Source organism: Pseudonocardia alaniniphila (genome assembly GCF_022524485.1).
Taxonomy (GTDB): Bacteria; Actinomycetota; Actinomycetes; order Mycobacteriales; family Pseudonocardiaceae; genus Pseudonocardia; species Pseudonocardia alaniniphila.
Window position 1 is genome coordinate 159,680 of the sequence record NZ_JAKXMK010000011.1, and the last position, 21,929, is coordinate 181,608.

Here is a 21,929-nt window from a genome sequence, read left to right on the forward strand (position 1 = left end):
CGCCGGCGCGGGACACCGCGCCGTTCAGAGGCATATCGGACGGCGGTCAACGGTCATCCACGACATGGAATACGCCGCTCGAGCTCGGCGACCGGCTGGGAGTGAAAACCAGGAGAGAGGCCCTGATGACGGGAACACCCCAGAGAGCACTGGGTTTCTTCGCCGGTGGTGCTGATTTCGCGACACTGTCGGAGATCGCCGAGGCGGCGCGTGCCGGGCTGGCGCCCGACGTGCGCGACTTCCTCGACGGGGGCGCCGGGCGGGAGGTGACGTTGGGGCGCAACCGGGATGCGTTCGAGCGCTGGGCCTACCGTCCGCGGGTCATGACCGGGTTGGGCGTGCCGGACATGGCCACGTCCTTTCTCGGCATCGGCCTGGGAATCCCGGTGCTGACCGCGCCGTTCGGCGCGGATGGGTTGTTTCATCCCGAAGGGCACTGTGCAGTGGCTCGGGCGAATGCGGCCGAGGGCGTGGTCAGCATCGTGCCCGAGGGAGGTACGCACGCTATCGAGACGGTCGCGGCGGCCGCGCCGGCGGCCACCCGGATCGCCCAGCTGCACCCCATGGGCGACCCCTCGAACTTCGATGCGATGTTGCGTCGGATCGAGGACGCCGGTTACGACGCGGTGTGTGTGACCGTCGACTGCCCGACCACCGGTTGGCGTGAGGGCAACCGGCGTAACAGGTTCGATCTGGACCCAGCTGTCATCACCGGTAACTATCCCGCTGGTGGTCGTGTCGCGTTCGAGGAGGTTTTCGGGCAGCTGGTCACCCGCACCGAGCCGGTGTGGACGTGGGCGCAGCTCGGTGAGCGGATGACGGTGACGCGGCTGCCGTGGATGGCAAAGGGCGTCCTGACCGCTGAATCCGCGTCGGCGGCGGTGGACGCCGGTGCGTCCGCGGTCCTGGTGTCCAACCACGGCGGGCGTCAGCTCGATGGGGCGCCCGCAGCGTTGGATCAGCTGCCTGAGATCGCTGCGGCGGTCGGTGGCCGTGCACAGATCGCACTCGACAGCGGTATCCGTTCGGGCAGCGACGTAGTCACCGCGCTGGCCCTCGGCGCCGACGCCGTCGTGATCGGCCGGCTCGCGGCCTACGGGCTTGCGGCGGCCGGCGAGGCCGGGGTCCGGCGCGTCCACCAGCTCGTGCGTGAAGAGATGCAGACGATCCTCACATTGCTGGGCGTCGGCAGCGTGCGTGATCTCGGCCCGGAGTTCCTGCAGAATGTTCAGCTGTGATCGTTCGTCTGCCCGGGCAGCTGCCCGCGATCTCCGGGGCCGTGGTGCACGCCGGCGTGATCTACACAGCCGGGATCGTCGCCCCGTCGGTGCTCACCGGTGCCCCGGCGGGGATCGCCGAACAGGCAACCGAGGTCCTCGACCTGCTCGAGGACGTGCTCCATCGGGCAGGCGGTGAGCTCGCCTCGGTGCTGCGCGTGGAGGCCTACCTCGCCGATCCCGCCGACATGCAGGTGTGGAACGGCGCCTTCACCGCAAAGTGGCCTTCGGCACCGCCCGCCCGCACCACCGTCGCCCTGACGCTGGCGGCACCCGGCGCGCTCATCGAGGTGCAGGCCATCGCCGCCGTGACGCACGCGCCGAGCAGCGGTTGAGTTTCTGCGACGACTGCCGCGAAACCGCCCATGGATACACCGCCGCCTGACTTCTTCGTGATCCCCGGCCGGCCGACGGGATGGTGTTCACCCTGATCGGGCCCGCCTGTCCAGCCGGGACCTGAGCTGGGCGAGCTGCGCGAGGCGACGGGCACGTCGGCCGCGCTCGTGATCGCACAGCTCGCAAGTTCGGATGCTGCGGCTGCCACGTTCGTGCCGGCTGCGACGGCGGAACTCGACCCTGCACGACCGAGTCGGCCGCAGGCATTTAGTGTCCTCTCGAACCCGACAACGCGGGCGTGCGTCTGGTGACGGGCGTCAGGGGCGAGGTCGTCCCAACGCGCCGTCGGTGACGGAGGCCCCCATTGACTCTTCGAACACGTCGAGCGGCGCACCGACATCGTCGGGGCGGGGACGCCAGTCGGTCGTCCCGGAGCTACGCTCAGTGGCGGTGTGCTGGGGAGGCTGGTCGGTGATGGTTCGTCGACGACCTCGAACGAGCCCTGACGGGCGCACCTGGCCGGCCTGGACATCCCCTCTTCGCTCGTGGGAGCTCGGGTGAGACCCGGCGTGACGCAGCCCTGCTCGACATCTTCGGCCCGACCACGAACGTCCTTGTTGTGCCTTGCGTCCACGTCATTGGCTGGATCTCGGGCCGATTCAAGGCTGGTAGACAACTCGACTGAGGCGCTCGGACCCGACGCCGGCATGCACTCGGAATAAGGACACCTTGGACGAGAACCAGAGGGTAAGGGCGCACGCCGTCGGTGACCAGGATGAGTCGAGGGGGACCTCGGCCGTCTCCGTCGACGAGGTACGCGATCACGCCACGCGTCGGCGGTGGCGGGTGCCCAGTTTCGAGTTGAACGCCGTCGCGCTGATGTCGGCGACCGCGATCACCGGTGTCGTCGGGTTGGCGTTCTGGGCAGTCGCGGCGCGGCTGCCGCCCTCGGAGGTCGGGCGCGCGTCGGCCGTCTTGTCGACCGCCACGATGCTGTCGCAACTGTCCAGCTCCAACATGGGCGTCCTGTTCGGTCGCGTCCTCGCCGCCGCAGGCGTGAAGTCACGTCGTCTGGTCCTCGGCGGGTATGGCATAGCGGTCGCCCTGAGTCTCGTCCTCGGCGCCGTATTCGTGCTCATCATCCCCAACCACCTCCTGGCCGGGACTGTCGAGAAATTCACGTTCCCGCTGCTCGTGGCACTTTTCTCGCTGTTCGCCCTGCAGGACTGGGTGTTGACCGGCATTCGCAAAGCGGTCTGGATACCCGTCGAGCAACTGTTGTTCGCGATCGCCAAGCTCGGCTTACTGGTGCTTTTCTCCGTATGGGCGCTGCACAACGGCATCATCCTGGCCTGGATGCTGCCGTGCCTGCTCGCCGTGCTGGTCGTGAACGCGGTGCTGCTGGGGCGGACGCTCCCGCGCCGCAGAGAGCCCGTGGCGGCGGACATGCCCGATCGCCGTGGCCTCACCAGGATCTTCCTGGCGGAGTACGCAACGGGTGCGGTGATGTACGTGGTGCCGCTCACCCTGCCGCTCCTGGTGGTGGCGGTCCTCGGGACCGAGGCCAACGCCTATTACGCGGTGCCGTGGCTGATCGGCGAGTCGCTCGGTCTTCTGATCTACAACATCAGTTCGTCGTACCTGGTCGAGGCGGCACACGACAAGCAACGCATCGCCGCGTTGATGGCCCGGACGATCCGGCTGATCGCTCTGGTCGCCGTGCCGGGCGTCGCCGTGGTGGTGATCGCCGCGCCCTGGATCCTCTCAATCATGGGACCCGAGTACGCCGACCAGGGATCCACGGTCCTGCGCTTGATGGTCGTGGCCGTCCTCTTCAGCACCGTTTCCACCCTGTATGTGGCGATCTGCCGGATCCAGTTGCAGATGGCACGGGTGGTTGTCATCGAAGCGATGATTGCGGTGCTCGTCATCGGCCTTGCGGTCGCGCTCATACGTCCGCTGGGCATCGCCGGCGTCGGTCTGGGCTACCTGGTCGCGGAACTCATCGTCGCCGTCGCGACGATTCGACCGTTGGTCCGGTTCCTGCGAGCGAACCAGTTCTCGTTCCGCCAAAGGTGATCGCTGGTACAAGTCCTTCCCTTCGGGCGTCGAGAGCAGCAAGGTCCATCTGTTGTGGTTCGCCAGAGTCGGCGCGCGGTTGATCCGAACCCGGACAGATGCCCCAGACGGGGACTAATCGACGTCGGGTCGCTACGGTGGGTAGGCACCAGACGATGCGGCAAGATCGAGGGAGCTTCACATGAGGGCGACAGGCTGTGCTGTCCGCCACGGATGTCCGCGACGAGGTTCTCGACGTGGGATGTGGCCCGTCTGCACGGTTGTGTCGGGGTCGTAGTGCTCGAGGTAAGTCGGCTGTCCTCTCGCGAAGCCGTGGAGAAGATCCGCGAGGAGTGGACCGAGCTTCAGGACCGCAGCGAAAGCGTCAACCCGTTCGTCGGGCCGGAGTGGACGATCCACTGGATGCGATCTCTCATGCCCCGAACCGACGAGGCGTGGATCCTGACCGTCCGCGATGCCGGGCGGCTCGTCGGTGTCGCGCCGATGCATCTGCGCACGTACCGGCTCGGGATCCGCAGGCTGCAGATGATCGGAACCGGCTCGCCGTGGGTGGGTCCGTTCGAGGCTCCTGCCGTGCTCGCCGCGCAGCCGCAGGGCCGCCAGGTGGCACGTGCGCTGATCGAATACCTCGCCACGCAGCAACGCGCGTGGCATCTGGTCACGGTCGCGCTGGGGGAGAGCGGCGATTGGCTGGAGCCGGGGTGGCTCACGGCGCCGGACTTCACGGTCGTGGCTTACAAGGCCACCCCCTTCGTCGTCCTGCCCCTGCCCCTCGCACCTCGCGGACCCTCCGAAGGGAGGCGCAACCTCAAGGAAGCTGTCCGGCGGGCACGCAACCGGCTCACGAAGCGATTCGGGGCCGACGGCTGGCAGGTCGAGGGCATCACCGAGCCCGATGCGATCCGGTCTGCCGCGGAGGAGCTCTTCGCGTTGCACCGGGCCCGCTCGGAGTTCAGGGCGCGCGGCGACGAGCACGCCGACGTGCTCGCTGATCCTCGTGTGCGCGCCTACGTCCTCGACGTGATCGCCGATCTCGCGCAACGCCGCCGCGTCACCGTCTACCGGCTCGTGGCCGAGGGACAGACGCTGGCAGCTCAACTCGTGCTCAACACGGGCACGGCCGCATTCATCTCCCTCTCGGGGTTCCGCTCCGATGCCTGGGACTACTCCCCGACCAACTACCTGCAATGGATCGCGGTCACCGAAGCCGGGGAGCGTGGGATCGCCGAGGTCAACTTCTCGTCGTGGCCCACCCAGGCAAAGCTGCGCTGGAGCCGGCTCGTGCGGTCCACTCCGGAGTTCGTCGTGATCGGACCCAGCCGGTTCGCAAAGCTGGTGGCGGCGCCCGCGTTCCTCACGGCGTCCGCAATGACCGGCTATCGGCGCGAACTGGGCGTGGCCACCGTCGGCCAACTGTTCAAGCGCGTGGAACGCAACCGATCCGCAGACCGTCCCGCCTCCTGAGGTCGTCACCGTGTAGTGGGGGTCGGCGATCCAGGAGGTGCCAGCGGTATCCCCGGGTAGACATGATCGAGCACTTTCAGCAGCAGCACGTTCGCCGTGTGCTCACTGTCGAGCGACACGGTCAAATTCGTCCATATCACGAGCGTCACCTTGTTGTCGGGGTCGTAGCCGATGAAGGAGTTGAACCCGGGTAGCTCGCCACCGTGGAAGTACATGGAACCGTTCGGCGCGAAGCGCTGCTGCGAAATGCCGTACCCGTACTGCTGGCCGTCCGGATTGGCTGGATCCTCGGGTTGCACGCTGTCGAGCCACTGCCGCTGGAAATCGGCATTGAATACCCGGCCTTCGACCAGTGCCCGGATCCAGGTGGCCAGGTCCGTGGCGGTGGCGACGGCGCCTCCCGCGGCCGAGGCGTAGGACGAGTTCTGGTTGGTGTAGTCGGTGGGCTGGAGTGTTCCGGCTCTGGCGGCGGCCTGCATGTCAGGCGGGTAGGGGGCGTCTACCAGGGCGAACGCGGATCCGCCGTACATATAGCCGTGGGAGTAAGGGTCAGGGATCGAGGTGGAGTCGATCGCCGGCAGCATGATCTGTTGCAGGCCCTGCGGAGCGAACAGTCGGTCCTGGAGGCTTGTGGCCAAGGGTTTGCCGTCGATCTTCTCGGCAACCAGGCCGAGCAGTGCGTAATTGGTGTTGTTGTAGGCGTATTCGGCGCCGGGTGGGAAATCTGGCGGGCGCTGGAATGCAATGGCCAATACTTCCTGTGGCGTCCAGACCCTCGTCGGGTCGGCATCGAGAGCGGCAGAAAGCTCGGGCGCGTCCGTGTAGTTGTACAGGCCGCTGCGCATCGTCAGCAGTTGGGCGAGGGTGATGTTCTCGCCGTTGGGCACGTCAGGAACGTAGCGCGACACCGGATCGGTGAACTGGAGCTTGCCTTCCTGCGCCATGAGAACGATGGCTGCCGCTGTCATCGTCTTGGTGTTCGAGGCGATCCGGAACCAGGTGTCAGCGCCGGGCGGCGACTCGGTGCCCCGCAGCGTGGTGCCGGAGACAGTGGTGAAATCACCCTGGGGGGTGCGGAGCACGACCACGGCGCCGGGAATCAAGAGCTCCTTGGCGGTTGCATCGACGGTGGCCTGAAGCGCGGCCGGGTCGATCGTCTTGAGCACGGACGGGCCTGCCGGCGCGGTGGCCGTGGGAGCGGACCCTGTCGACTCCGGCGTGGAGTTCGCCGCGCAGCCTGCGGTCGCCAACAGGACCGCGCAGACGGCGAGCCGCATGAGCCGGCCGCGTCGGTGTCGTCGCCGGGATTCTCCGATGCCCGTCTGCATTTCATTCTCCTGCCGATCGACAGAGATCCATCCTGATCTTCAGCTGGTCCGGGTCGGTGAAATCAGCCACGATGGAGCAATCCGGGCGGCGAAGGTGCCGCCGACCGGGCGGCGAATTGCAACGCTCATCCCTCGCGTAGGTGAATTACATGCTTGGCATTACGCTCGGCGACATCGTCGTGCAACGGCCAGGGCGGCACGTGGTCGCCGTACGGATCTCGCGGTGACGCGATCGTCAGCACGCGATATCTCCTTGAATGGCACCTGCTATCGATCGTTCCTTGCCTGCCGAAATCAGCGTCGATAGATCAGGTCTGGTTTCAGCGTCACCGCTACGTCATCGCTGAGCGAGCCGCCGATCTCATCCTGCACAGTTCGCATTCCCGCTGAGGGCATGTACGCGGGTCGGGCGTCACTTCACCCGCCGCGGGTGATGAGCTGGGCCACCGGCCGGTCAACGCTGGTTTCGAGTGATCGACCTGCCGGTCCCGACACGGTGGGGATGACCCGGGCCATTCGGATGAGGGGATACGTCGTGAAGATCGTCGTGATCGGTGGGACCGGGCTCATCGGGTCGAAGCTGGTGGCCGTGCTGGGGGAGCACGGGCATGAGGCGGTGCCGGCTGCCCCGAGCACCGGCGTGAACACGATGACCGGCGAGGGCCTTGCGGAGGTGCTCGACGGTGCGGCGGTCGTGGTGGACGTGTCGAACTCTCCGTCGTTCGCCGACGACGCGGTGATGGAGTTCTTCCGGACCGCCACCACGAACCTTCTCGGGTACTCCGCGAAGGCGGGAGTCACGCACTACGTGGCGCTGTCGGTGGTGGGCACCGAGAGGCTGTCGGAGTCGGGCTACTTCCGCGCGAAGATCGTCCAGGAGAAGCTGATCCGCGAGTCGGGCCTGCCGTACTCGATCGTGCATGCCACCCAGTTCTTCGAGTTCGTCAAGACGATCGCGGACTTCAGCACGGTCGATGGCACGGTCCACCTGCCGCCGGTTCTGATCCAGCCGATGGTGTCCGACGACGTCGCCGCTGCGGTGGGTCGCGTCGCGGAGGAGGAGCCGCTGCACGGGATCCGCGAGATCGCCGGCCCCGGGCAGTTCCGGCTCGACGAGTTGGTGCGCATCGGCCTCGAGGCCAAGGGCGATCCCCGGGAGGTCGTCGCCGACGAGCGGGCCCTCTACTACGGGGTGCGGCTGGGCGAGCGGACGCTGCTCCCTGGGCCGGACGCACAGCTCGGGGAGATCACCTTCGAGGAGTGGCTCGCCCGGCAGTGAGCGCGAACCGATCAGGACCGCTGCTCGAGACGGTCGGTCCGGTGGGTCGGGGTGGCGCCGCTGACCACCGATGAGCTGAAGCAAACTGGCCGCACCGGCACCCTCTCGTGGTTCTCCGTCCGGGGTGCGACGTGAAGGGCGAGGAGTAGATGACCGACGCCGACGTGCTGCGTGCGCGGCTCCGGCACGTCTGCTGGATCGGTGGCGGGAGCGGTGCAGGCAAGTCGGTCATCGCGCGTCGCCTGGCGGCCCGACACGGCCTTCGTCTGTACGCGTCCGACGACGTGATGTCGGATCACGCCGGCCGCAGCACGCCGGAGGACTCCCCGTTCCTGAGCAGGTTCGCGGCGATGGACATGGACGAGCGATGGGCCAACCGTTCTCCGGAGACCATGCTCGAGACGTTCCACTGGTTCCGGGGCGAGGGATTCAACCTGCTCGTCGATGATCTCCTCCGCCTGCCGAGGGAGCCTCGCGTCATCGCCGAGGGCTTCCGGCTGTTGCCGTCCCTCGTGAAGCCTCTCCTCGGCGTGCCTGGTCACGCCGTCTGGCTCCTCCCGACGCCCGAGTTCCGCCGGGCAGCGTTCGAGGCGCGGGGTTCGTTGTGGGAGATCGCCCGGAAAACCAGCGATCCGGAGCGGGCCCTGCGCAACCTGCTGGAACGCGATCGGATGTTCACCGAACGGCTTTACGGAGACGCGAAGCAACTCGGACTGCAGATCATCGAGGTCGATACCACGATGACGGAGGACGATCTGGCTGGGCGAGTGGCGGAGGTGTTCGAACTCTGACTCCCCGGGGTGCCAGGCGCTACTTCGGCGAAGCTCCGCTGGTCGGAATCCCGGTGTTGCCCGCTGCGGCGCCGTCGTCTCCCGGGCCATGGTCACGCTCGAGGTCGTGGTCGGCGTGGAAGAGAGCCTCCGTCAGCAGACGCCGGACGTGCTCGTCGGCGGCCGTGTAGTAGACGTAGGTGCCCTGCCGGCGGCCGCGCACGATTCCGGCCAGCCGCAGCTTCGACAGGTGCTGACTCACCGCGGTGGGTGCGGCACCGACCAGTTCGGCGAGGCAGGCGACCGACGTTTCGCCCTGTAGGAGCGCCCACATGATCTTCATTCGCGTGGGGTCGCCGAGCATGCGGAACGCGTCGGCGGCGTGGTGAACCTGCTCGTCGTCCGGCATCCGGAACCCCGGCAGCGAGGCGTGCATTCCGTGATTCTATCCCTGCCTGTAGATCTGATGAGCTGTTCAGCAATGTACCTCACTGCTTATATGCGTATCTACGCAGGTACGCTGGTGCGCCGTGACGGTTCTGCAGGAAAGACCTCAACCCACCCGTCCCGCGCGGGTTTCCTGGGCGTGGGTCTGGGGCGTGGCCGAGGCGCGGTGGGCGGTGATCGCGACGGTGCTGTTCGCGGCCGGCGGCCTCGCCCAGCTGGTCGACGCACCGGTCGTTCTGTGGTGGGGCCTCTACCTCGGGTGCTACCTGGCCGGAGGGTGGGAGCCCGCATCGGCCGGACTGCGCGCGTTGCGGCAACGCACGCTGGACGTCGACCTGTTGATGATCGTTGCAGCGCTGGCGGCCGCGGCGATAGGTCAGGTGTTCGACGGCGCTCTGCTGATCGTCATCTTCGCCACGTCAGGGGCGTTGGAGGCGGTCGCGACCCGTCGTACCGCGGATTCGGTGCGGGCGCTGCTGGACCTGGCGCCCGAGCGTGCCGTGCGGATCGGGCCACACGGACGTGAAGATGTCGTGGAGACCGCCGAGCTCGTCGTCGATGACATCGTGCTGGTTCGTCCGGGGGAGCGGATCGGCGCCGACGGAGAGGTGCTCGACGGCGTCAGTGAGGTGGACCAGGCCGCGATCACGGGCGAGCCGTTGCCGGTGCTCAAGCAGCCAGGGGACGAGGTCTTCGCCGGCACGGTCAACGGCACCGGGGCGCTGCGCGTGCGGGTCGGGCGTCCGGCCGCGGACTCGGTGGTGGCCCGCATCGTGGCGATGGTCGAACGGGCCTCCGCCACCAAGGCGCGAACGCAGCTGTTCATCGAGCGGGTCGAGCAGCGGTACTCGGCGGCCATGGTCGTGGCCACGTTGGCGCTGGTCGCGATTCCGCTCGCTCTCGGTGCGGCGTTCGAGCCGACCCTGCTGCGGGCGATGACGTTCATGATCGTGGCGTCGCCGTGCGCGGTGGTGCTCGCGACGATGCCGCCGCTGTTGTCCGCGATCGCCAACGCCGGACGGCACCGGGTGCTGATCAAGTCGGCGGTCGTCATGGAGAAGTTCGGCCAGGCCACCCTGGTGGCGTTCGACAAGACCGGCACCCTGACGGAGGGTGCGCCACGGGTCGCCGAGCTCGCCGTGGTCCCGGCCGCCGCCATCCACGCCGACGAGGCACTCACCCTCGCCGCCGCCACTGAGCGGTCCAGCGAGCACCCGATCGCCCGCGCCGTGGTGGCGTTGGCCCGCGAGCGCAACCTGGATCTACCCGCCGCCAACGGCTTCACCTCGGCACCGGGTCAGGGCGTGAGCGCGACCGTCGCCGGCCGATGTGTCCGGGTCGGTTCCCCAGGCCTTCTCATCGCCTGCGGAGACGAGCCCGACGAGGGGACGATCCAGGCTCGCGGTCTCGTCCGGAGGTTCGAGACGGGTGGGCGGACGGCCGTGGTCGTGCTCATCGACGATGTTCCCGTCGCTGTGCTGGCCATCGCCGACCGGCTCCGGCCCGGCGCCCGCGAGACCGTCACTGCGCTGACCGCCCTCACCGGACACTCCCCGATACTGCTGACCGGCGACAACCAGCGCGCTGCAGAAGCACTGGCGTCCGAGGTCGGTATCACCGACGTGCGAGCATGCCTGCTCCCCGCCGGGAAGGTCGACGCCGTACGCGCCCTGCAAGCCGACGGGCACCGGGTGCTCCTCGTCGGCGACGGTGTCAACGACGCCCCCGCGATGGCCACCGCCCACCTCGGCGTGGCGATGGGCCGGCAGGGCTCCGACCTCGCGCTGGAGACCGCTGACGCGGTCATCGTCCGGGACGAGCTGGACACCCTTCCGAGCATGATCGGGCTGTCCCGGCGGGCACACCGCGTCGTCCGGGCGAACCTGTTCATCGCCGCTGCCGTGATCGTTCTGCTGGTCGGCTGGGACCTCGTCGGCACGCTGCCCCTCCCGCTCGGCGTCGCCGGCCATGAGGGGTCCACGGTCATCGTCGGTCTCAACGGGATGCGGTTGCTGCACTCCCGTGTATGGCGTCGGGTCCAGGGCGGGCGCTCGCAGCGGCAGAGACCGTGATCGCGGAGCATCGGGGACATGCCGGCGCCGGTCGTATGCTGCAGGAGCTGACCGGCCGCCGAAGAGGAGTTCTGTGGACCACTCACGCCTGTCGATGCCACTCGGTGATGCGATCTTCACGCAGCGGGCTATACGCCGGTTCCGGCCGGACCCTGTCCCGCTCGCCGACCTCGAACTGATCGTGTCCGCGGCAGCGAAGGCCCCGAACGGCGGCAACAGCCAGATCGCGCGTTTTCTCGCCGTGAACGACCCCGATCTGATCCGCGAGTTCGGGGCGCTCTACCGCGAGGCGTGGTGGGCGAAGCGGCGGGACGCGGAGGGCTGGACCGGACCAGACGACCTGACCGAAGCCGAGCGCGTCCAATGGGCGTCGTCCATGCGGCTGGCCGACGATATGGGCGGCGTTCCGTGCGTCGTCTTCGCCCTGTCCGTGCCGCCCAACGGGGCGGGTTCGGTTCTCCCGGCCACCCAGAACCTCATGCTGGCTGCACGCGGGCTCGGCATCGGTTCGGTGCCGACGACGCTCCACCCCTCGGTGGAGGACCGGTTCCGGGAGATGTTCGGGATCCCGGCCGAGGTGGCGTTTCACTTCGCGATCCCGCTCGGTTACCCGGCCGGCAGCTTCGGCCCGACGAAGCGTCGATCGACCTGGGAGACCACCTACCTCAACCGGTGGGAGGGTGCCGTGCCGTGGGCACCGGCGGCAGCCTCGGCCGGTCCGAGCTCCTGACCGGCACCTCGGCCGGTCGGTCACTGCACTGTTGCGAACAACCTGGTCCGCCTAACGCTCTGCGGCCGCCAGGGCACGTCGGACGACGTCGGCGTTCCCGGGCTCGCCCGGCGACTCCATGAAGTTCGGGTTCCCGCCGGCATAGATCGGGCCGTACGCCGGGGTGCCGGGCTGGAAGCGCCAGCCCTCGGCGAGCGGGCCGGCATCGACCGTGTCGTAACCGATCCCGTCGAGGAACGCCGTCACTGCTGCCTTTGCCTGCGCGTCGTCGCCCGTGATCGCGAGCGCGCTGCGCTCGGGGGAGCCGGCCGGACGCGGCAGGGCCTGGAGGTGCCTGAAGAAGATGTTGTTGAAGCCCTTGACGACCTTGGACGTCGGCAGGTGTTTCTGGAGCAGCTCACTGCTGGTGGTGGAACCGTTGTCCAGCTCCGGGATCTGCCCGTCGCGCTGCGGGTAGTAGTTGTTGGTGTCGATCACAGGCTTTCCGGCGAGCGGTTCGACAGGCACGCTCTGATAGGCCTTCAGGGGGATGGTCACGACGACCACGTCGCCTGCCTCAGCCGCCTCGGCCGGTGTGGCGGCCCGGGCACTCGACCCCAGCTCGTCGACCAGTTCCTTGAGCGTCTCCGGCCCGCGCGAGTTACTCAGCACCACGTCGTATCCGCCGGCGACAGCCAGCCGTGCCACGGTCCCGCCGATCAACCCGGCGCCGATCAGTCCAATTGTCGTCACGTCGGACGACAGCCCCGAAATGCGGGGGTCTATTCCCGCGCGAGTGAGCGCGCGGTCATATCCGCAGTCCCGTGTGTGCGACCTCGCCGTGTCGTGGCACCGGCGTCTCACCGGTGTGTCCGTTCGTAGGGCCGGGTTCGTGGCGGTGGCGCGGCGACGGCGGTGTGGCCGGGCGCCCCGGGAAGGAGGCGTCCGAGCGATCGCGCTGCGCAGGAGGCTGCCGGTACTCGGTTCGTGGGCGGAGCACAGCGGGTTGCGGAGGGAGCGTGCGCGGATGCGGTGTGGGAAGCGGGTCCAACGTCGATCGTGGGCGCTGGTCGGCTCGGATCCTGGGCGCCGGGGCGGGCTGCGGCGGGTTCTCGGCCGCGGCGCGATGCCGTCCTGTCGTGGGACGGGCCCCGTTGCTCCAGCCCGCGGACGGCACGACCGGAAGCCTGCTGGTGGTCGCCGTCGTGTCGCGGCCTGCTGGGGCGCCGGCCGTGCGGGACGGCGCAGCAGAGGGCGGGTAGTCGCGGCCGAGCGTCTTGACCGGGCGCGCCGGGAGGATGCGGGCGAACCGTGTGGTCGCCGACGTGCTGTCCGCGGCAGCCGGTCGCGGCCGCGCCACGGGAAAGCTCGTGGTGGGCGCGTTCGCCGGAGGACCGACCGGCGGCCGGCCCGCAGCGATCGGGGCGATCGGCCGGCTGGGCTGGTCGGGGTGGTGCAGCTGGTAGAGCCGGGTGTAGCCGGGGTGACGGCCCAGGAGTTGCTGATGGGTGCCCATACCGGTGATCACGCCACCGTCGAGGAACAGGATCTGGTCGGCGTCGGTGACGGTGAGGAGGTTGTGCGAGATGACGATCGTCGTTCGGCCACTCATCAGCCTGCGCATCGGCTCGAGCACCCGCTGCGTCGACTCGGCGTCCAGACCGGTGGTCGGTTCGTCGAGCAGCAGCACCGGTGAGTTGCGGATCATCGCCCGGGCGATCGCGAGGCGCTGGCGCTGCCCACCCGAGAGCATCCGGCCGCGCTGCCCGATCCTGGTGTCGTAGCCGTCGGGCAACGCAGAGATGAACCCGTGCGCGTCCGCGGCGACCGCAGCGGCGGTGATCTCCCGGTCGGTGGCGTCGGGTTTGCCGTAGCGGATGTTGTCGGCCACGGTGCCGTCGAACACGAGGGTCTCTTGCAGAACCGCTGTGACGTTGCGCCGCAGATCACTCAGCGACAGGTCCCTCAGATCCCGCCCGTCCAGCGTGATCCGGCCGTTGGAGGGGTCGTAGAAACGCAGCATCAGCTTGGTCAGCGTGGTCTTGCCCGCGCCGCTCGCCCCGACGATCGCGACCTTGGCCCCGGGCGGGACCTGATAGCTGATCCCGCGCAGCACCGCCTTGTCGGTGCCCGGGTAGCTGAACTCGACGTCCTCGAAACGGACCTCGCCAGATGCGCGGGTCAACGGGCGGGGGTCATCGGGTTCGACGACGCCGGGCTCCTCGTCGAGGACCTCGATGATGCGCTCGGCGCTGGCGCTCGCGGAGTAGAGCGAGTTCCACAGATTGCCGAAGCCGCTGATGGGTCCGTAGAGCTGCGTGAGGTAGGCGACGAAGACCAGCAGGCCACCCAGCGTGATCCTGTTGTTGGCCAGTTCCCACACCGCGATGCCGACGACCAGCAGCACGCCGATCGTCTCGAGCAGGCTGCTGAACGGGGAGAACAGCGCTTCGAGCCTGGTGGCGGTCATCTGGGCCCGGAAGCTGCCCAGGTTCTCCTCCTGGAACCGGTCCACCTCGTGTTCTTCACGGTCGTAGGCCTGAACCAGCGCGACGTTGCCCAGGGACTCCTCGGCCACCGCCGTGATCGAACCCGAGCGGCGCCTGCGCTCCCGTGAGGCGTCCTTGATGCGCCGCGAGAACCCTCGTGCCAACAACAGGAAGCCCGGCGCGGCGACGAATGCGGCCAACGCCAGTTGCCAGTTCAGATAGAACATGGCAGCGGTGAAGAATGCGATCTGGAACGTGTAGCTCAGTGCCACGTTCACGCCGGTCAGGACCAGCGACTCGATCGCGCCGACGTCGCCGGTCAGCCGGGACAGGATGTCGCCGAGCTGGTTTCGCTCGAAGTACCCCAGAGATAGTCGTTGAATATGTGCGAAGAGTCGAACCCGGAGGCCGAGAACGAAACGCTCACCCACCCACACCGACATGTACTGGTCGGTGAAGTTCAGCAGTCCTTCGAGCAGGGTGATTCCCAGATACGCAGCGGCCACCGCCGGGAACAGCCGGTAATCGTGCGGGGTCAGGACGTCGTCGACGAGGATCTTGAACAGCCAGACACTGACGGTCGCCAGCGCCGGACCGATCGCGGACAGCAGCAGGCTTAGTAGCATGCGCCCGCGGAACGGGCGGGTCTCGGGCCAGAACCTGCGGAAGATCGACCGGACCTTCAGCCGGGGGGCCTGCTCGACCAGCGACGTTCCGCCTCCGGCACCGTCGTCGTCCGCCGGTCCGGTCTCGGGCGCCGTGCCAGCGGAAATGGCATCGGACGATACGGCTGACATGAAAGACCCCCTCCGTCACGCGGCCCCACCCGCGCATGTCGGGTGGGGCCGCGTGTAGTCAAGAAGCTCAGCGGCAGTGGCCGCCAGAGTGGTTCTTGCCACCGTCGTGACGGCTGTGGTGGTTGTGCTTGTGGTGCCAGCTCACCGGGCGGTGGTCGTGGTCGTCGTGACCGTGGCCGTGGTCATGGCCGTGGTCGTGCCCCCTCGGGGCGTCCTTGCATCCCTTGGAGGGGCTCCAGCCGAAGTTAGCCATGTCGTTCCTTTCCTAGCGTTTCGTACCTCGGGGAGCGAGGTCCGATTCGTGACCCCGGGGAGTGGGATCGCATCAGGTACATCGGAGCCCAACCGCAACCTGTTTCTCATGAACTCGTGATCTCGCCTGGATAGCGCAGCCGAACCTGGCGAATCCGGATGAAATCGGACAGATCGTGGATAATCTGAATCCGTTGAAACCGGATAAAACTGGGCGTCGAGGTTGCTCCGAACAGTACGACCCGGCCAGGTTGGCCGCTGATCGGGTGAATCAGACGTGGCGGGGTTCGTCCCCGCTATGCCTGTGTGTTCCTGGACGCTCACCGGGCGTTCGCGCATCATCCGAAACCGCCGGATTGCACCGGCCCTGACCTGCGTAGAAATCATCGCAGTGACGCCGACCACTATGCGTCTCGCCGGAGAGCGGAGAGCCCCGACGTTGACGGCGCAAACGTTGCCGAGGAGTCATGAGGGATCAGTAGCCGGGTGCGCGTGCGCCGTCGGTCTTCTCGGGGCGGTGACGAGCAGGTGTACGGCCGGCACGTCGACCGTCAGCCGTTACGAGGCGGGCCTGCGCGCGAGTACCTGCGGCGACGATCTGTGTGGCCAGTCCTTCAGTCGGCCTCTCCCGGAGCCTCGATGATCACCCCGAGCAGCTGTGCCTCGGCGGCGTCGAGGTAGGCCCGAAGTTCCGCGAGCGCGCCTGCCCGGTCCCCCGCGTCGAGCAGGGTGGCGATGCGGCGGTTGCCCTCGATGTAGGGCTGGTGCAGGTCCTGGTGGTCGGGCATGAGGAGGAACGCGAGCCTCAGCTCGGCCAGCACGTGCTCGAACATCGCGGTGATGTGGGTGCTGCCGCACGCCTCCACCAGGACGCGATGGAAGTCGATGTCGGCCGTGCCGACCGCGTCCCAGTCCTCGCGCTCCGCAGCTTCGGTGGCGGTCGCGACGCGTGCGGTGAGTGCGTCGCGAACGTCGCTGTCGCGCAGCGCGGCGTCGATCCCGAGCGGCTGGATGAGACGGCGGGTCTCGTAGATGTCGCGCACATCGGCGGCGGTGACGGTGCGCACGTACACGCCGCGGTGGAGAGCGTGCTCGACCAGCCGCTGGTGGGCGAGCAGCCGGAACGCCTCGCGAACCGTGTTGCGGGAGATCGTGAGGGCCGCGGCCACGGCTTCCTCCCGCAGCTTGGTGCCCGGCGGCAGCTTCCCGTCGGCGATCTGCCGCCGGAGCGTCTCGGCGGCCTGCTCTGCGGTGCTCGCGCGCTTCGGCAGAGCTGGGAGCGCCATCACGGCATCGACCGGATCGGCCGTGGTCACGGGGGCCACCTTCCTTCGGTTGGCCGTCACCCTACCCCGAGTCTTGTGGGATGAGTGAACTTCCCTCTTGTTAGATTGTTGAACAATCCTTACTGTGACTGGCATCTCACCCCATGTCGAAGGTCGAGGAGAACCGATGTCAGCTGCGTCCGTGGAACGAGCTGCCCCGCAACCGTCCTCAGTCCGACGGGTCGTCATCGCGAGCCTCGTGGGCACGTCGCTCGAGTGGTACGACTTCTTCATCTACGGCACGGCTGCGGCGCTCGTGTTCAACCAGTTGTTCTTCCCCAGCTTCGAGCCGCTCGTCGGCACCCTGCTGGCCTTCACCACCTATGCCGTCGGATTCATCGCCCGCCCGCTGGGCGGCATCGTGTTCGGGCACTACGGCGACAAGGTGGGACGAAAGAACGTCCTCGTTGCCACGCTGCTGCTGATGGGCGTGGCGACGTTCGCGATCGGCCTGATGCCGACCTACGCGGCGATCGGCGTCTGGGCCCCGGTGCTGCTCGTGGCCCTGCGTTTCCTGCAAGGGCTGGGGCTCGGCGGGGAGTGGGGCGGGGCCGTCCTGATGACTCTCGAGTCCGGCGACCCCCGCAAGCGCGGGCTCAACGCGAGCTGGCCGCAGGTCGGGGTGCCGATCGGTCTCTTGCTCGCCAACGGCGTGCTGTCGTTGATGGGCGGGGTCACCGGGGACGGCGCGTTCCTGTCCTGGGGTTGGTGCGTCCCGTTCCTGCTCAGTGGCCTCCTGGTGCTCGTCGGTCTCTGGATCAGGTTGTCCGTGGCGGAGAGCCCGCTGTTCCAGGAGGTCGAGACGAAGCAGGTCAAGGCGAAGGCGCCGATCGTCGACGTGCTGCGGCGGTACCCGCGGCAGGTGCTGCTGGCCGTGGGGGCACGGCTCGGCGTGGATGTCGCGTTCTATCTGTTCGTTCTGTTCATCACCACCTACGTCGTGACCTACCTGGAGCTGCCCCCGAGCTACGCCCTCAACGCTGTGCTCATCGCTGCGGCGTGCCAGGTGGCGTTCATTCCGTACTTCGGTTCGCTGTCGGACCGGATCGGTCGGCGGCCGGTGTACCTCGCGGGGGCGATCGGTGCCGCGATCTGGTCGTTCGCGTTCTTCGCGCTGTTGGACACGGGGAGCTTCCCGCTGATCGTCGTGGCCGCCGTCGTGGCCTTGGTGCTGCACGCTGCGATGTACGGCCCGCAGGCGTCGTTCATCGCCGAGATGTTCCCGACGCAGGTGCGCTACAGCGGCGCCTCCATGGGCTACCAGCTCGCCGGTGTCGTGGGAGGCGCCCTTGCTCCGATCGTCGCGACGGCCTTGCTGAGCAGCTACGACAGCTCTGTGGTGGTGTCCCTGTACGCGGTGGTCGTCCTCGCGGTCACGGTGCTGTGCGTACTGATCGCGAAGGAGACCGCGCGGACCGATCTCACCGTCGGAGATGCCGCGTTCCGGGCCGGCGTCGAGGACCGGAGCACGCCGGTACGAGACGGTAGCGAGCCGTGTTGACCGTGGTGGTGGTCGCCGGGCTGGCTGTGCTGGTCGGGATCGCCGTGATCATCGGATGGGCCGACGCACTGGCGCGCAACGGGGCGTGGACGAGGATCGCCGCCGCCCGCCACGCCGTCTGGCTCGACGAACAGCAGCCTGGGGCCGGGGTCGGTCGGCCGAGGTGCTTCGACTGCCCGTTGAACCAGACCGATCGGTGACCACCCGGAACACACGTCAGGCGGCGTCGAGGGCCGGGCCGAGGTGGGCTTCCTCGTAGGCGTAGTGCTCGTCCAGGTCCTCGGCCAGCCGGTGGAGGTCATCGCGCAGTCGTACGGCGACCTCGCGCGAAGGTGCTGCGGTCAGCAGGTCCAGTGTCTCGGTGATCTGCACGTTGAGCGCGGCAACGGCTTCGTGCTCGCGAGTCAGGTGGTCGAGCGCGGGCTCGAGTTCGGGGAAGTCGGCAGCCAAGCGCGGGAAGGCGCTGCCCTCGCGGGAGTGGTGGGCGTGCAGCGCGCCGCAGAAGGAGAGGCAGTGCCGTTGGAGCTCGTTGGCCGACTCGGGGAGTTGCCCGTTGCCGGCCAGGTAGGTGTCGACTGCTGTCAGCGTGTCGTCGAGTTGTTTCCGGAGGCCGGCGTGGATCTCCTTCAGTTGCGCGGTTGCGGCGCCGACCCGCGCCGGTGTGAGGGCGACGACCTGGATCACGCGGGAGGTGTTCTGCTGGTAGGCGGCGAAGGCGGGCTCGCGGGTTGCTTGTTCGTGGTACAGGCGGTCGCGCTCGGCGCCGGTGACCTCGGTGGCGAGCGCGTCGTACCTGGTGTCGCCGATCTCGACGATGACGGTCGGGTTGGCCCGGAGGTTGTGGAGCCAGGCGGGCGACTGCGGGTGACCCGCGTTCGTGGCGAAGATGATCAGGCGACCGGCGTCCTCGGCGAATGCGGCCGGGGTGGTGCTCGGACGGCCTGAGCGGGCGCCCGTCGTGGTCAGCAACAGCAGGTTCGCGTCCTTGAACATGCCGCCGAGCGCCGCCGGGACGCGGCCGGAGTTGGCCCGGAACTCGTCGATGACCTCGCGGTTGGGATCCATGCGGTTACCCTCGCCCTGCCAGAGTAGTTTAGCTTTGCAAGCAAAGTAATTTTGAGGACAAAGGTATGTCAAGCGTCGACGACAGCATCCGGACGTTGTTGCTGCTGATGCCGCGGATGGTGGGGCGGACGAAGCGGATGAAGGTGCCCAACGAACTAGCCGGCCTGAACCTCGCGCCGCGGCACCTGAGCCTGTTCGCCTACCTGCTCTTCGACGGCCCACTCGGCGTCAACGACCTGGCCGAACGCCTGGAGGTCACCCCCGCGACCGTCAGCCTGATGGTCGGCGAACTCACCCGCAAAGGCATCCTCGACCGCCGCGAGGACCCCACCGATCGCCGCCGCGCCATCGTCTCCCTCGCCGACGATCACCGTGCCGCCATCGACGCCTGGCTGGCCCGCAGCGCCCGCGCCTGGCGCCTGGCCCTCGCACCTCTCACCGACGCCGAACGAGCCCTCTTCGTCACCACCCTGAAGACCTACGAAGACGCCCTTTGAGCTGACGTCCGCCGAATGGTGGTCGACCTCGCCGCTCGCGAGCACAAAACAGCAGCGGTGGAAGAGGCCTCCGTGGCAGCCTCCGGGCGTGATCGAGATCCGCGCTGCAGAGGTGGGCGATGCGGGCGCGATCGCGGCAGTCCACGTCGCTTCCTGGCAGGTGGCCTACCGCGATCTGCTCCCCGAGGGCGTGCTGGACGGATTGTCGGTCGCCGGGCGAGAACAGATGTGGAGCGCGATCCTCGGTGAACCGTCGCCGCGTAGTGCGGTCTATGTCGCGGCACGTCGCGGCGCCGTTCTGGGATTCGCGTCGATCGGCGCGAGCCGGGACGGCGACGCCGGTGGCGACGTGGGCGAGCTCGGCGCGTTCTACCTCCAGCCGGGCCACTGGCGGCAAGGCATCGGGAGCCGTCTTCACGCCGCCGTGGTCGCCGGTCTCTGCGATCTCGGGTTCAGCACCGCCACACTCTGGGTTCTCGAAGGCAACGACCGAGCACTGCGCTTCTACGAGCAGACCGGATGGGCTGAGGACGGGCAGTTCAAGGTGGACCGGGGGCCGGGCGGCGTCGAGCTCCGCGAGCGGCGGATGCATCGAGCACTGACGGCTGCGTGAACCGGAAAAGGCTTCTCTCGCACCGATCTCGTGGTTAGCGTCGCGTGCCGTGAAGGGTGAAGTGATCATCCTGACCGGGCCGCCCGGCGCCGGGAAGACGAGCGTGGCCGCACTGGTTGCCGGTGACGCCGCGCGGCCGACGGTCCACCTGGTGACGGACTTCCTCTATCGCGCCATCCGCACCGGCTTCGTGTTGCCGTACCTCCCTGGATCCGCGCGCCAGAACGAGGTCGTCGTCGACGCGATTCAGGCCGCTGTCACCGCTTTCGCGCGAGGTGGGTACGACGTGGTGGTGGACGGCATCGTAGGCCCGTGGTTCCTGGACCCGTTCCGGTCGGCCGCGGAACGTGACCACCTGCAGATGTCGTACGTGGTCCTGCGCCCGACGCTGGAGGTCACCCTGTCCCGCGCCAGGGAGCGCGCCGACGACGAACTGAAGGACGTCGGTGCGATCACGGGCCTCTACGAGCAGTTCGCAGTGCTGGACCAGCTCGAGCGCCACGTGATCGACACCAGCGACCTCGACGAGAGGCAGGCGGCTGCAGAGGTCCGGCGAGCTGTGGCGTCGGGTCGATACCGCCTCGCGTGACGTGTCACGTGGTCCGTACGGAGCCCGTGGGCCGAGTGAACAGCGCAATTTCTTCGGCTGGTCAGGCCAATATTGCGATGATTATGCGGATGAGGGTCGCGTGGCGTTGTCATGCCGGAAACTTGGGTGGACCCTGGTCGCTTGATTTGCTGATGCGGCAGTCGGGCGGTCGCTGGGGGTGTGATGAACGAACGGCGCCGTGCGGCAGCACGGAAAATCCTCGGCGCCGCCGTTGTCACCGCCATTGTCCTGGGAAGTGTCACGGGCTTGTCCATGGCCACGTCGGAATCTTGGCTGCCACCACCTGCGGCACCTGCCGTCGCATCGCTGCGGCCCGTTCCGGCCATCGACCCAGGTGATCTCGACGATCCACGCCTCACGGCGGCATTGACCTCGTGCTTCACGGACTTGAATTCCGAGTACGCGAATGCGCCGAACTTCCAGGTGTGGGTCGACGCGCTGCACCGAAACAGCGAGCGTGTCGCACGGTCATTGCTGATGGAGCTTCGAGTATTTGCCGCGAAGAACGACAAATTGGCTTACCGGGCGCTCGACTGCACGCTGCGAACCGTCGATACGTGGAGGCGTCCGCAACGACCGGCGCGGCCTGAATGCGCGGCGGGCGAGCAGCGAAGTGGCGTCGATCTCAGCGGAGTGCGGGGCCGCGACTGTCGCCCCGACCGGCCCACCCGTGCCGAGGGGCCCGACCGTTCAGCCCGCACGCAGCGGCCGCCCGAACGAACGGACCGGCCCGAAAGCCGGCCGGCGAAGCCCGAGCACGCGAAGCCTGTGCGGCCGCCCGAGCCGCCGATGCCTGCGCAGTCGAAGCCGGAACGGCCGAGCCTCGCGCCGTCGAAGCCCGACCGGCCGACGACGACCGAGCCGTCGAAGCCTGCGCCCTCGACATCCGAGTCGTCACCTCCTGAACGGTCGGCACCTGAGCAGTCGACACCTGAGCGGCCGACGTCCCCGCCATCGACGCCCGGATCGTCGACGCCTGAACAGACGGAGTCGGAGGAGTCGGAGTAGCAGGCCACGAT

Annotated in this window: 20 protein-coding genes; 14 read left to right on the plus strand and 6 right to left on the minus strand. The window is 68.1% G+C overall.

Translation table 11 applies throughout. From position 1 onward, the window contains the following. Positions 1 to 125 precede the first annotated feature (125 nt). From MMF94_RS14525 to MMF94_RS14540, 4 genes are all read left to right on the plus strand, one after another. A complete protein-coding gene (locus tag MMF94_RS14525) occupies positions 126 to 1,238 on the plus strand; it encodes an alpha-hydroxy acid oxidase (protein WP_241036929.1) in 1,113 nt (370 codons plus the stop codon). Next, positions 1,235 to 1,612 (plus strand): RidA family protein, encoded by a 378-nt coding sequence (locus MMF94_RS14530; protein WP_241036930.1) that lies wholly within the window; start codon positions 1,235 to 1,237, stop codon positions 1,610 to 1,612. The genes MMF94_RS14525 and MMF94_RS14530 overlap by 4 nt, the downstream gene beginning before the upstream one ends. A gap of 730 nt (positions 1,613 to 2,342) precedes the next feature. Next, positions 2,343 to 3,692 carry a lipopolysaccharide biosynthesis protein gene (locus tag MMF94_RS14535; RefSeq protein ID WP_241036931.1) on the plus strand — a complete coding sequence of 450 codons (1,350 nt, stop codon included), beginning with the start codon at positions 2,343 to 2,345 and terminating at the stop codon, positions 3,690 to 3,692. Positions 3,693 to 4,004: 312 nt separating this feature from the next. Beyond that, positions 4,005 to 5,156: a GNAT family N-acetyltransferase gene (locus MMF94_RS14540; RefSeq protein ID WP_241036932.1), complete on the plus strand. Its 1,152-nt coding sequence runs from the start codon at positions 4,005 to 4,007 to the stop codon at positions 5,154 to 5,156. 5 nt (positions 5,157 to 5,161) lie between these two features. Here MMF94_RS14540 and MMF94_RS14545 read toward each other — a convergent pair whose 3' ends face one another. Next, entirely contained in the window at positions 5,162 to 6,484 is a 1,323-nt protein-coding gene (locus MMF94_RS14545; RefSeq protein WP_241036933.1) for a serine hydrolase domain-containing protein, read from the minus strand. A gap of 535 nt (positions 6,485 to 7,019) precedes the next feature. Here MMF94_RS14545 and MMF94_RS14550 point away from each other — a divergent pair. Together MMF94_RS14550 and MMF94_RS14555 are read left to right on the plus strand one after the other, a co-directional pair. Then, complete coding sequence (locus MMF94_RS14550; protein WP_241036934.1) at positions 7,020 to 7,763, plus strand: SDR family oxidoreductase; 744 nt, start codon at positions 7,020 to 7,022, stop codon at positions 7,761 to 7,763. A 149-nt stretch (positions 7,764 to 7,912) separates the two neighbouring features. Further along, positions 7,913 to 8,554 (plus strand): ATP-binding protein, encoded by a 642-nt coding sequence (locus MMF94_RS14555; protein ID WP_241036935.1) that lies wholly within the window; start codon positions 7,913 to 7,915, stop codon positions 8,552 to 8,554. Between the two features lie 19 nt (positions 8,555 to 8,573). Here the strand turns inward: MMF94_RS14555 and MMF94_RS14560 are convergent, their stop codons facing one another. Further along, positions 8,574 to 8,969, minus strand: coding sequence for an ArsR/SmtB family transcription factor (locus MMF94_RS14560; RefSeq protein WP_241036936.1), 396 nt, complete (start codon positions 8,967 to 8,969; stop codon positions 8,574 to 8,576). Positions 8,970 to 9,072: 103 nt separating this feature from the next. Between MMF94_RS14560 and MMF94_RS14565 the strand changes: the two genes are divergently transcribed. Together MMF94_RS14565 and MMF94_RS14570 are read left to right on the plus strand one after the other, a co-directional pair. Beyond that, entirely contained in the window at positions 9,073 to 11,052 is a 1,980-nt protein-coding gene (locus MMF94_RS14565; protein ID WP_241037121.1) for a heavy metal translocating P-type ATPase, read from the plus strand. Positions 11,053 to 11,125: 73 nt separating this feature from the next. Beyond that, entirely contained in the window at positions 11,126 to 11,782 is a 657-nt protein-coding gene (locus MMF94_RS14570) for a nitroreductase family protein (protein WP_241036937.1), read from the plus strand. A 51-nt stretch (positions 11,783 to 11,833) separates the two neighbouring features. On the opposite strand, the gene MMF94_RS14575 is transcribed toward MMF94_RS14570, so the two are convergent. The 3 genes from MMF94_RS14575 to MMF94_RS14585 form a co-directional block, all read right to left on the minus strand. Then, on the minus strand, positions 11,834 to 12,547 hold the full coding sequence (locus tag MMF94_RS14575) for an NADPH-dependent F420 reductase (RefSeq protein ID WP_379660435.1): 714 nt from the start codon (positions 12,545 to 12,547) through the stop codon (positions 11,834 to 11,836). 22 nt (positions 12,548 to 12,569) lie between these two features. After that, positions 12,570 to 15,047: an ABC transporter ATP-binding protein gene (locus tag MMF94_RS14580; protein WP_241036939.1), complete on the minus strand. Its 2,478-nt coding sequence runs from the start codon at positions 15,045 to 15,047 to the stop codon at positions 12,570 to 12,572. A gap of 866 nt (positions 15,048 to 15,913) precedes the next feature. Then, positions 15,914 to 16,615 carry a GntR family transcriptional regulator gene (locus tag MMF94_RS14585; RefSeq protein ID WP_241036940.1) on the minus strand — a complete coding sequence of 234 codons (702 nt, stop codon included), beginning with the start codon at positions 16,613 to 16,615 and terminating at the stop codon, positions 15,914 to 15,916. A 136-nt stretch (positions 16,616 to 16,751) separates the two neighbouring features. Between MMF94_RS14585 and MMF94_RS14590 the strand changes: the two genes are divergently transcribed. Together MMF94_RS14590 and MMF94_RS14595 are read left to right on the plus strand one after the other, a co-directional pair. Next, positions 16,752 to 18,125, plus strand: coding sequence for an MFS transporter (locus MMF94_RS14590; protein ID WP_241036941.1), 1,374 nt, complete (start codon positions 16,752 to 16,754; stop codon positions 18,123 to 18,125). Then, on the plus strand, positions 18,119 to 18,325 hold the full coding sequence (locus MMF94_RS14595; protein ID WP_241036942.1) for a hypothetical protein: 207 nt from the start codon (positions 18,119 to 18,121) through the stop codon (positions 18,323 to 18,325). Before MMF94_RS14590 ends, MMF94_RS14595 begins: the two co-directional genes overlap by 7 nt. Positions 18,326 to 18,341: 16 nt before the next feature. Here MMF94_RS14595 and MMF94_RS14600 read toward each other — a convergent pair whose 3' ends face one another. Further along, the gene (locus MMF94_RS14600; protein WP_241036943.1) at positions 18,342 to 19,190 is read right to left on the minus strand and encodes a nitroreductase/quinone reductase family protein; all 849 of its coding nucleotides are present in this window, start codon (positions 19,188 to 19,190) and stop codon (positions 18,342 to 18,344) included. Positions 19,191 to 19,255: 65 nt separating this feature from the next. On the opposite strand from MMF94_RS14600, the gene MMF94_RS14605 reads away from it, so the two are divergent. From MMF94_RS14605 to MMF94_RS14620, 4 genes are all read left to right on the plus strand, one after another. Continuing rightward, entirely contained in the window at positions 19,256 to 19,687 is a 432-nt protein-coding gene (locus tag MMF94_RS14605) for a MarR family winged helix-turn-helix transcriptional regulator (protein ID WP_241036944.1), read from the plus strand. Positions 19,688 to 19,775: 88 nt separating this feature from the next. Continuing rightward, positions 19,776 to 20,300, plus strand: a complete 525-nt coding sequence (locus MMF94_RS14610; RefSeq protein ID WP_241036945.1) for a GNAT family N-acetyltransferase — start codon at positions 19,776 to 19,778, stop codon at positions 20,298 to 20,300. Between the two features lie 49 nt (positions 20,301 to 20,349). Beyond that, complete coding sequence (locus MMF94_RS14615; RefSeq protein WP_241036946.1) at positions 20,350 to 20,889, plus strand: AAA family ATPase; 540 nt, start codon at positions 20,350 to 20,352, stop codon at positions 20,887 to 20,889. A gap of 183 nt (positions 20,890 to 21,072) precedes the next feature. After that, on the plus strand, positions 21,073 to 21,918 hold the full coding sequence (locus tag MMF94_RS14620; RefSeq protein WP_241036948.1) for a hypothetical protein: 846 nt from the start codon (positions 21,073 to 21,075) through the stop codon (positions 21,916 to 21,918). The last annotated feature ends 11 nt before the right edge of the window (positions 21,919 to 21,929 follow it).

What these genes read in the sequence shown, in the direction of transcription:
- MMF94_RS14525 (WP_241036929.1), top strand. Translation starts at nt 126, where the DNA reads ATGACGGGAACACCCCAGAGAGCACTGGGTTTCTTCGCCGGTGGTGCT.
- MMF94_RS14545 (WP_241036933.1), bottom strand. Translation starts at nt 6,484, where the DNA reads ATGCAGACGGGCATCGGAGAATCCCGGCGACGACACCGACGCGGCCGG.
- MMF94_RS14555 (WP_241036935.1), top strand. Translation starts at nt 7,913, where the DNA reads ATGACCGACGCCGACGTGCTGCGTGCGCGGCTCCGGCACGTCTGCTGG.
- MMF94_RS14560 (WP_241036936.1), bottom strand. Translation starts at nt 8,969, where the DNA reads ATGCACGCCTCGCTGCCGGGGTTCCGGATGCCGGACGACGAGCAGGTT.
- MMF94_RS14580 (WP_241036939.1), bottom strand. Translation starts at nt 15,047, where the DNA reads ATGTCAGCCGTATCGTCCGATGCCATTTCCGCTGGCACGGCGCCCGAG.
- MMF94_RS14590 (WP_241036941.1), top strand. Translation starts at nt 16,752, where the DNA reads ATGTCAGCTGCGTCCGTGGAACGAGCTGCCCCGCAACCGTCCTCAGTC.
- MMF94_RS14600 (WP_241036943.1), bottom strand. Translation starts at nt 19,190, where the DNA reads ATGGATCCCAACCGCGAGGTCATCGACGAGTTCCGGGCCAACTCCGGC.
- MMF94_RS14605 (WP_241036944.1), top strand. Translation starts at nt 19,256, where the DNA reads ATGTCAAGCGTCGACGACAGCATCCGGACGTTGTTGCTGCTGATGCCG.
- MMF94_RS14620 (WP_241036948.1), top strand. Translation starts at nt 21,073, where the DNA reads ATGAACGAACGGCGCCGTGCGGCAGCACGGAAAATCCTCGGCGCCGCC.